Source organism: uncultured Porticoccus sp. (assembly GCF_913061305.1).
Taxonomy (GTDB): domain Bacteria; phylum Pseudomonadota; class Gammaproteobacteria; order Pseudomonadales; family Porticoccaceae; genus Porticoccus.
On the sequence record NZ_CAJXST010000004.1, the window covers coordinates 317372 to 327643 of the forward strand.

General features: G+C 58.6%; 7 protein-coding genes. 2 read left to right on the plus strand and 5 right to left on the minus strand.

Going from position 1 to position 10272, the window contains the following annotated elements; genetic code table 11:
* The first annotated feature begins 56 nt into the window (after positions 1-56).
* Both ald and QZ516_RS06885 read left to right on the plus strand, forming a co-directional pair.
* Complete coding sequence (gene ald, locus QZ516_RS06880; protein WP_297187855.1) at positions 57-1172, plus strand: alanine dehydrogenase; 1116 nt, start codon at positions 57-59, stop codon at positions 1170-1172.
* A 133-nt stretch (positions 1173-1305) separates the two neighbouring features.
* Complete coding sequence (locus tag QZ516_RS06885) at positions 1306-1848, plus strand: flavodoxin (protein WP_297187857.1); 543 nt, start codon at positions 1306-1308, stop codon at positions 1846-1848.
* Positions 1849-1870: 22 nt separating this feature from the next.
* On the opposite strand, the gene cmoB is transcribed toward QZ516_RS06885, so the two are convergent.
* From cmoB to QZ516_RS06910, 5 genes are all read right to left on the minus strand, one after another.
* Complete coding sequence (cmoB, locus tag QZ516_RS06890; RefSeq protein ID WP_297187859.1) at positions 1871-2848, minus strand: tRNA 5-methoxyuridine(34)/uridine 5-oxyacetic acid(34) synthase CmoB; 978 nt, start codon at positions 2846-2848, stop codon at positions 1871-1873.
* A 36-nt stretch (positions 2849-2884) separates the two neighbouring features.
* Complete coding sequence (cmoA, locus tag QZ516_RS06895) at positions 2885-3616, minus strand: carboxy-S-adenosyl-L-methionine synthase CmoA (RefSeq protein ID WP_297187861.1); 732 nt, start codon at positions 3614-3616, stop codon at positions 2885-2887.
* The gene (locus tag QZ516_RS06900) at positions 3613-4020 is read right to left on the minus strand and encodes a thioesterase family protein (protein WP_297187862.1); all 408 of its coding nucleotides are present in this window, start codon (positions 4018-4020) and stop codon (positions 3613-3615) included. The genes cmoA and QZ516_RS06900 overlap by 4 nt, the downstream gene beginning before the upstream one ends.
* Entirely contained in the window at positions 4020-6938 is a 2919-nt protein-coding gene (locus QZ516_RS06905; protein ID WP_297187864.1) for an insulinase family protein, read from the minus strand. The genes QZ516_RS06900 and QZ516_RS06905 overlap by 1 nt, the downstream gene beginning before the upstream one ends.
* Before the next feature lie 81 nt (positions 6939-7019).
* A complete protein-coding gene (locus QZ516_RS06910) occupies positions 7020-7985 on the minus strand; it encodes an AEC family transporter (RefSeq protein WP_297187866.1) in 966 nt (321 codons plus the stop codon).
* Positions 7986-10272 lie beyond the last annotated feature (2287 nt).

The window sequence follows — 10272 nt, forward strand, 5'->3', positions numbered from 1 at the left end:
CCACATTGTTATCGGCCAGCCATTGGAGTGTCATTGGATAGTCATTGGAGTTTGTTATGCAGATCGGGGTGCCAAAAGAGGTTAAAAATCATGAGTACCGGGTCGGCCTGACACCGGATTCCGTGCGGGAGCTGGTGTCGGCAGGTCACAAGGTACTGGTGGAGCAGGATGCCGGAGCCGCCATTGATTTTACTGACGAACATTTCCGCCGGGCGGGCGCGGTTATTTCCTCTTCGGCGGCAGAGGTATTCGCCCGGGCGGATATGATTATCAAGGTCAAGGAGCCCCAGCCGGATGAATGCCGGATGCTGCGGACTGGCCAGTTGCTGTTTACCTACCTGCACCTGGCGGCCGATCCCAACCAGGCCTCGCTGTTGCTGAAATCCGGCGCCATTGCCATGGCCTACGAAACCGTAACCGATGATCGCGGGCATTTGCCGCTGTTGGCACCGATGTCCGAAGTGGCCGGTCGAATGGCTGTGCAGGCGGGTGCCCATCATCTGGAGAAAGCGCAGGGGGGCCGAGGCGTACTGCTGGGCGGTGTCCCCGGTGTAGCGCCGGCCAGGGTGCTGATTCTCGGCGGCGGGGTCGTGGGCAGCAATGCGGCCGGTGTGGCGCTGGGTATCGGAGCCGATGTGACAATCATGGACCGCTCCGTGGACCGGTTGCGAGAGCTGGACCGGATGTTTCCGGAGTCGATGCGCTGTGTCTATGCCACTGCGGCGGCCATTGAGAGCTATCTGCCGGAGGCCGATCTGGTGATTGGTGCCGTGCTTCTGCCCGGTGCATCGGCCCCCCAACTGGTGACCCGTGAAATGGTTGGCCGGATGAAACCCGGCGCAGTGGTGGTGGATGTGGCGATTGATCAGGGGGGCTGTTTCGCCACCTCCCGACCTACCTCCCATCAGGACCCCACCTATGTGGTCGATGGCGTGATCCACTACTGTGTCGCCAACATGCCGGGTGGTGTTGCCCGCACGGCCACTCAGGCCCTGAACAATGTGACCCTGCCGTTTGTTTTGCAATTGGCGGACAATCCGGTGCGTGCGCTGCTGAGCAATGCCCATCTGCGCAATGGGCTGAATATTCACTGCGGTCGTGTGACCCATAAAGCGGTGGCCAATTCCCTCGGCCACGATTTTACCGATGCCTTTGAAGCACTTAAAAAATAAACAGCACTGAAAAACAGGGTGTGCCTGAATTGCCCCGACTCGATTTGCCGGAAATGTCTGCTGGTGGTTGCAGCGATCTCCGGGAGCTGGGAGAATCCGCGCAGTTTTTTATCATGGTTGTGCAGAGGGTACAGTGACGAAGATCGGCTTGTTCTTTGGCAGCGACGAGGGAAATACCGAATCCATTGCCCACAGGATTGTCTCTCGCCTGGGCGATGAAGTGGTGGATGTTCACGATATCGGCGATGTCACCCAGCTGGAATTTCTGCCCTATGACAAACTGATTCTGGGTATTCCCACCTGGGATTTTGGCCAGATCCAGTCGGACTGGGAAGACTTCTGGGACGATCTGGAAGCTATCGACTTTTCCGGCAAGACGGTCGCTTTTATCGGCCTGGGGGACCAGTTCGGTTACGGGGATTTCTTTCTCGATGCCATGGGTATGCTGCACGATGTGGTGGTGAAAACAGCAGATCGGGTGGTCGGTCACTGGCCCACGGTGGGTTACGAATTTGACGCTTCAAAGGCCCGGCTTCCCGGTCAGGCTCTGTTTGTCGGCCTGGGTATCGACGAAGATCAGCAGCCAGCCCTCAGCGCCGAACGACTCAATCGCTGGTGCCGGCAGATACGCGACGAGTTTGGCCTGGCGACGCCAGTGGTCGAGCTGGACGATTAAGTTGGCTAATCGGGAAATGACCTCAGCTTTCCGCGACAAAGACCGCGCGGATCGGTCCCGGATAACCTTCGACCGTGCGGTTATGATCGGTTGGATCAAGGAAGTCCGGCAGGGATTCATAGGTCATCCATGCCGTTGAACGCTGCTCTTCGATAGACGTTCGAGTGCTGTCCACCAATCTTGGGTTCCGATAGCCGCATTTGCGCAACCAGCTGAGCAGGGTGTCCGCGCTTGGCAGAAACCACACATTGCGCATTTTCGCGTAACGCCCTTCGGGCACCAGCACCTCGCCAAGACCGCCTTCGATAATCAGGGTTTCCAATACTAGTTGGCCGCCCGGTCGCAGGCAGTCTTTTAATTCCTTGAGGTGGTCCATCGGCGAGCGGCGATGGTAGAACACCCCCATAGAAAATACGCTGTCAAAGCACTGCATGTCCGCCGGCAGCTGTTCGATGCCAAGGGGCAGTACATCCACCGGCAGGTCGCCCAGATAGTGCTTTAACGCACTGAACTGACAGACAAACCTGGCGGAGGGATCAATGCCGATCACCCGCCGCGCACCCTCGCCGAGCATCCGCCAGCAGTGGTAGCCATTGCCGCAACCCACATCGAGGACTAGCCGGTTTTTCAGCGGGGCGAGGTGGGGCAACACCCGATCCCATTTCCAGTCCGAGCGCCACTCGGTATCAATGGTCAGGCCAAACAACTGGTAGGGCCCCTTGCGCCAGGGATGAAGGCCCAGCAGGGTCGCGTGCAGCTGTTGGCGCGTCTGTTCGTCGCAGTCCGCGACATCGCCCACCGTAACGGCGGTCTGTAAATCGATCCGGGAGGGCTCGAGCGGTGGCAGCTGCGCCAGTGTCGCCTGCCAGCCCGGCAGGTCGCCCCAGCGCTCTGCCGACAAACCCTGGGCAAGCTGAGGGGGCAGCTGTGCCGCCCAGGCCCGCAGGGCGGGATGTTCTGCGTTGGCGAGGCTGGTGAGCAGGGAGGAAAAATCAATCATCTTGGTTTATCAGTAGTGGTTTTTGATAGCTGAGAGCTATTTTATGGCAATCAGCGAGGCGAAGTTGAAGCACTGGAACCAGACATCGACACTGCTGAAACCGGCCTCTCTGAGTCGCTGGCGATGCACGGCCAGGGTCTCGGGGACCAGTACATCCTCCAGTGCGGAGCGCTTCTGGCTGATTTCCAGCTCGCTGTAACCATTGGCTCGCTTGAAATGGTGGTGCAGTTCGATCATCAGTTGCTGGTGCTGGGGGTCCTCAAAGGCCACTTTCTCTGACAGCACCAGCACGCCGCCGGGCTGCAGGCCATCACTGATCCGCTGGAGCAGAGCGTTGCGGCGCTTGACCGGAATAAACTGCAGGGTGAAATTCAGTACCGTCATGGTGGCGTTGTTCACAGGGATCTGTTCAATATCGCCGCAGATCAGCTCCACCGGGATTTCCCCGTCATCATCGGCCAGAATCTCGCGGCACTGACTGAGCATGGCGGCGCTGTTATCCACGGCAATAATCCGGCAGTCGCTGTGGCGGATATGATGGCGCATGGCAAGGGTGGACGCCCCCAGGGAGCAGCCCAGGTCGTAACATTGGCTACCGGGCTGAACGTACCGCTCTGCCAGGGTGCCGGTCATGGCGATGATGGTTTCGTAGCCCGGCACCGAGCGCCGGATCATATCGGGAAACACGCGGGCGACCGCCCGGTCGAAACGAAAACCGGCGATCTCCAGTTGTGGTGTGGCGAACAGGGTATCTTTCGGGTTGTTCATGGGGCGTCGTCGTGTTCCAGCAGCAGTGGCGTGATGAGCTTGCGAACAGCGTCCGGCAGTGGCTGGGAGCACTGGGCTGTGTAGTCAAACCACACCAGCACAGCTTCGCCTTTCGCCACCAGCACCCCTTTCTGGTGTGCCAGATGGGCTACCGTAAAAGATTTCTTGCCGATTTTTTTGATACCGGTGGTAATGGCGACCTCGCTGCCGAGGTGGATCTGATGGACAAAATCCACAGCGATATGCGCGAGGATCATCGGCCAGTCAGCGGGGTTGAGGCTGGGGTGGACCAGTCGGAAAATATCGGCCCTGGCCGCTTCAAACCACACCGGCACGACGGTGTTGTTGATGTGACCGAGGGCGTCGGTCTCTGAAAATCGCGGCTGAATATGCAACTCAAACATTACAGCGACACCGGGGTCAGTTGCAGGGCGTCTGCCAGACTGGCCTGATCGGGGCTGGTGATCACGGCGGTGCTGACATTCTCTGCCACCAGATAGGTGGCGGCCACCCGCCGCAGATCATCGAGTGTGGTTTCCCTGACCCGGTTGCGGAAGGTTTCCCTCACTTCACGGCTGCGGCCGTAGAGCTCCGCCTGAAAGGTTTCCTTGGCCTCGCCCGCCGGGGAGCCGGGCTTGTCGATCGAGCTGATCACACCGAGAATGGCTTCTTCGACCTGTTGCCACTGGTGGGTTTCATTGTGCAGCCATTGCAGTGCCCGATCGAAGTCACTGAGTGTGTCCTCGAGACGGGGGTCGCGGTAGGAGAAGAAGCGGAATGCCGCTATGTTGTTTTCCTGATTGGCCCCGCCGCCGTAGGCTCCGCCCTGTTCGCGGATGGCGCGGTGCAAATAGCCATTGCGCAGAAAACCACCCAGCACGGTCAGCGGTGCGGCATCCGGATGGGACAGGGGCACCGTGGGGTAGGCTTTGGCGCAGAAATTGACCTGGGTGCTGGCCTTCCACAGCTCTGCCACTCGTCGATGTAATTCGGGTTGCTGAAAGGCATTGAACGCCTCGCCGGTAATCGGTGTGAACTGCTGCTGAATGACTGCCTGATAGTCCGCCAGTCGGTCATTTTCGCCCACCACCAGAAATTGCCGCGGCGCGCTCAACACCTGTCGGTGGATGGCGTCCAGTTCGGCGGCCAGCCTGTCCACCAGGGTGCTGTCGGACAGACTGCTATCCAGTTGTTTGATATAGCGGATACCTGCCAGGCCACCCCAGCGATGTGCCAGATCCGCGCCCGGGCTGATCCCGCTGCAGGCTGCCGCCATGGCCAGCTGGTGGCCACTGCCGGTGACGCTGGCCTCGCGGCTGGCGCGGGTCTGGGCCATCAGTTCGCGGATCCGGCTCAGTTCATCGAAGCGAACCTGTTCCAGTGTCGCCTGCATCAGCTCAGTGAGCTCGGCTTGATGTCTGGCCAGTCCCTTGCTGGACAGAACCAGGTGTCCGGACAGATCCTGCGGGTTGTCCGGCTTGCCGCGAACGGTGGCGTAGGCGTGGATGCTGCCGCACACTTTCGATTGCCAGAGCTGGGTCGCCAGGTAATCCCGGTCACCAATCCCCAGTTCGGTCAGGCTGTTGCAGTAGATCGGCAACAGGTCGAGTTGCGCTTCGCTCAGGGCCGGCAGCGGCAACAGGATCTGTTGATAGACCAGACCGTTGGTGCCTGTGCCGTAACTGGTCAGGGTCAGTGGACGGGTTTTTCGTTCGGTGGCCGCCACATAGTCCATGTGTGCAGGAATGTCGTCCAGACCCACTTTGGGCAGGATGGCATCGTCATCCTTTTGTTGCTGGCGCTGGTTGAGAATCTCGGCCTGCTCCACAATCGCCTGTTTGCCCGCTTCATCAAGATCGGCTTTGATGGCAGCGAGTTTGTCCGCTTCCTCTTTTTCACGGCGGGCGGACAGTTCCCGGTCGGGACTCATGGTGAGACGGACCCGGTGGGGGTTGTCCAGCAGCAGCCGGCGGGCAAGTTGTTTGATGTAATCGGGGTCCTGGATCAGGCGCCGGAGCTTTTCCAGTACCGGGTCCAGGTTCAGCAATGCGATGGGGTCACCGCGGTGGGTGGCGCTGGTGAGTGCTGTCAGAAGCAGTTGCAGGCCATAGGGGAAGTTGCCGCCACCGATTTCACGCTGTTGCAGTTCCAGCTGGTGGAGGGAGGCCGCCAGTTGCTCTTCCGGGATGCCATTCTCTGCCACGTCCTCGAGCACCGAGAGCACCAGCGCCTGTAATGCGTCGGCACGATCCGGTTCGCTACCCTCGATCCCGCAGACAAAGCAGAGCTCGCGCTGGGAGTCATCCAGCCCGCACAGCGGTGAGGGCGATGAACCCAGCTCGGTGGTCTCCAGTGCCTTTAGCAGAGGGGAGGCGCTGTTGTCGAGCAACACGCTGCACAGCAGGTGTGCCTCCATGGTGGCTTCCAGGTCGGTGGCCTTGCCGAGCAACCAGCCCATCACGATGTGGGTGCGGTTGTCGCTGCTGCCTTCCTCGTTGAACGGATAGCTGGCTTCCACGGTCACCGGGTCGGTGTAGCGCTGTTCGTCGGGGACGGAGATTTCCGTGTCCAGCCGGTCGAAACGCTGCAGGGCATGATTTTCTATATCGGTCTGCAGCTCCGTCACCGGTATATCGCCGAAGGTCATAAAGATGGCATTGGTGGGATGGTAGTGGGTTTTATAGAAAGCCTTTAATTGCTCGTAACTGAGTTCGGGTATATGGGCCGGATCACCGCCGCTGTTGTAGTGATAGGTGGTGGTGGGGTAGAGGTGTTCGCAGAGGGTCTGCCACAGGGTCGAGGGCACTGAGCTCATGGCCCCTTTCATCTCGTTGTAAACCACGCCCTTGTAGACCAGGGGCGAGTCGGTATTGCCGGGCTCGGCAAATTCCACCCGGTGGCCTTCCTGGCGGAAATCCAGTTCGTCCAGTCGCGAAAAAAACACCGCGTCCAGATAGACATCCAGCAGGTTATCAAAATCCTTGCGGTTCTGGCTGGCAAAGGGGTAGGCCGTCCAGTCAGAGCTGGTAAGGGCGTTCATAAAGGTGTTCAGGGATCGGCGAATCATCATGAAAAAAGGATCGCGTACCGGGTATTTTTCACTGCCGCAAAGGGCGGTGTGTTCCAGTATGTGGGCCACCCCGGTGGAGTCCTCGGGCACCGTGCGCAATGCCACCAGAAAAACGTTTTCCGGGTTGTCGGCGGTGATATGAATATGCTGGGCACCAGTTTTTCGGTGGCGGTATTCCGCCACATCGATGTTCAGGGAGTCGATGCGCTCGCTGCGCAGAAACTCAAAGGCGGGATGTGCCTGTGTCGTCATATTCGGACCTCGGTTATCGGGTGTTCGGGCAAAGGGGCATTCTACCTGTGGGTCCGGTGCTTAGCCACGCCCGATATGGGGCTAGACCAGTGCCAGCGCTTTAAGGGTCAGTAACCCGCCGGTGACGGTCAACATGCCCAACAGGGTCGACAGCACCACCATATTGGCGGCCAGCTCGCCGTTGCCCCCCATGGACTTCACCTGAATAAAGCTGGCCACCGCCGTGGGTGTTGAGGTCAGCAAAAACAGGATCCCCAGCGCCATGCCGCTGACGCCGAGCCAGGCGGCCACGCCGACAATCAGCAGCGGTGTCATCACCAGCTTCAGTACGGCCGCAGTAAGCGTGCTGGCACCGGAGTGTTGCAGCGCTCCGAGGTTCATTGAAGCACCGATACAGAGCAGTGCCAGTGGCAGGGTCATCTGGGCGAAGTAATTGCCGGTGTCCTCCAGCAGGGCCGGTAGTGGCAGCCCGCCAAGCTTGAACAGAAAGCCCAGCGCAATCCCGATCAGTAGCGGGTTGGTGAGTGTATTGCGCAGCATCCGCCTCATCGGAGACTGACCGTCCCCGGTCTGGATGGGGTTGAGTGCTACCACTGCCAGAACGTTGTACAGCACGGTCAGCACGGCAATGGGCAAGGCGGCGGTTGCCAGACCAACCTGCCCATAGGCATTGCCACAAAACGCCAATCCGATGACGGCCAGATTCCCCCGGAAAACACCCTGTACGAAGATGCCGCAATCGGCCTTGTTTTCGCCATTGAATACCCGGCCAATCGGCCAGGCCAGGGCGAACATCAACAGCGTCAGCGGGATCGCCACCAGCAGGGGCAGCCCCATGGCAACGCTTCCCAGATCTGCCCGGTAGATGCTCAGAAACAGAATCACCGGCAGCCCCACCTTGAATACCAGGTCGGAGGCTGGCTGGATAAATGCGGTGGGAATCAGGCCGACTTTTTTCAGTAGCAGACCCAGCAGGACCACCAGGAAAATCGGCCCGGTAATTGACAGCGCAAAGCTCAGCAGGGCGAGGGGAGCGGTTTCGTTCATAACAGCCGATCAGAGAAACTGTCCATCATCATACCAGCCCGGTTGCCCTGACAATATGGCGGGTTTATTGCAGTGACATAAAAAAACCTCCACCGCTGGGATGGAGGTATCAAGGTCTGAAGGTGGGATTGGCAATCAGAATGCGTATTCAATACCGACGGAGGCAGTGCGCGGTTTATTGGGGCGTGCGCCGTCGGGCAGACGGGAAACAATCTCATCCCGGTCAAACAGATTGTCTACTTTGGCGTAGACCACGGTGTCCGGATTGACGCTGTAACGGCTGATCAGATCCACTACAAACAGGCTGTCGGTTCTGCCGAGCCTTGAGCCATTGTCGCAACCGATATTGCTGCATAATCTGTCGGTGTATTTGGCGACCATGTAATTGTTCCAGCCCATCGGGGTTTCAAGCCCGGCGCGAAGACTGAAGGTGTTTTTGGGTATGTTTGCCAGTCGGTCACCTTTTTCAAAACCGAGAGCCCCTTCATCTTCACTGATTTCAGCCTTGGTATAGGTGTAGGCGAGGTCTACCGGAATCATAAAGTCGCCGGCCTGGAAGCGGTTGCCCGCGGTCAGCTCAATGCCCTGGATAATCGCTTCTCCGGTGGTAAAGCTGCCACTGGTATCGCCATTGCTGCAGGGGTTGGCCACTGAACAGTTTTCGGTTTTGTTGTCGAAGTCGCTATAGAAACCGATCATCTCGGCAAAGAAGCTGTTTTCGTTGAAGCGGACCCCGGCTTCATAGTTGATGCTGGTTTCCGGATCCTCGCGTTCCGAGGCACCGCCACCCAGGGGTGAAAAGCCACGGTGTACCCCGGCCAGTACCTGCCATTGATCGTTCAGGTCATAGGTAAAGGAAACCCCCGGCAGGAGCTCTTCTGAACGGTTGGACTTTTTACTGCTGATAGTATTGCGGGATTCGTCGGTATAGCGCTCCTCCGACGAATGTACTTTCTCGTAGCGAAGAAATAAATTCAACGCCAGTGCGTCGGTAACCTGCCAGTTGTCTGTCAGCCAGAATGAAATGGCTTCGGCATCTTCCACGCGATTGTCGCCACTGGAGATCGGATTGGTGCTCACATAGACCAGCTTGCCATCCACCTGGTCGTAGACATCCACCGGTTGCAGTCGATCCACCTCATCTTCGTGGGCGCGACCACCGATGTTGAGCTGGTGTACACCCAGGTCCACGGCAAAATTCAGTTCCAGGCCGTAGGATTCGTATTCGCGATCATTGTTTTTGTAGGTCAGGCCCGTCGTATCGGCGGTGCCATCGAGAATTGCCTGGGCGTTGGCGTCGCCCCCGTTGGCTGCGTTGATCAGGCTGCTGCCGCCACTCAGTTTGAACCAGTTGCGGGAAAACTCGTTGTAGTAACCGGTGGCTGTCATCCGCACGCTGTCGGTCAGGTCCAGATTGTAGATGGCGCTGTAGCCCTTGTGACGCAGACTCATTTCATCCGGCAGGGACAGTCCGTAACGACGTTTCGGGTTGTCCCTGAAATCGGCGTCGGTGAGTCCGAGGTAGGTTTCATCGGACACTTCTTCGGAATACTGGGCTTTTAACAGCAGGCTCTGTCCCTCGATTTCCCACAATAATTTACCCATGTAGTCTTCGATGTCATAACCGGTATCGCGACCGCTGCGGTCAATCTTTTTGAAACCGTCAGCGTCGCGTTGCACGGTTTCCAGCAGCCAGCCGAAGTCCCCCAGCGCACCGCCACCAAACCTGCCGCCATAGTTCAGGTGCAGGTCCCGCATGCCGTCCTCACCGGCAGCCAGCCGCAACTTGCCGCTATTCTCCTCGGGGATTGGTGTGGACCTCAGGTTGACGATGCCGCCGGTGGTCTGGGGGCCATAGCGCAACAGGGGTGCGCCTTTCAATACTTCAATGGAATCCATGCGCATGGTGGTGGGGAAGTAGTAGGCAGCCGGCCCCGCATAGGGTGCGGGCGCGATCATGATGCCGTCTTCCAGCAGCGTGATTTTTGAGGAGCGCTCCGAGGTGGCGCCGCGGATGCCGATATTCGGGCGCAGACCGAAGCCATCCTCTTCGCGGATATAGATGCCGGGAACCGTTTTCAACAGCTGGTTGATGTCGGTGGACGCTTCGATAGCGATCTGCTCCTGATCAATCAGGGCGCCGGAACCGGCGAGTTCCTGAACATCTTCCCTGGAGCCGATAATAGAGATAGTTTCAATATCAGTTCTTGCTTCGTCTGCCGCCATCACCACCATGGGCCTGTCTCTTATACACATCTGACGCTGCCGACGAATAGAGAGGTGTAGA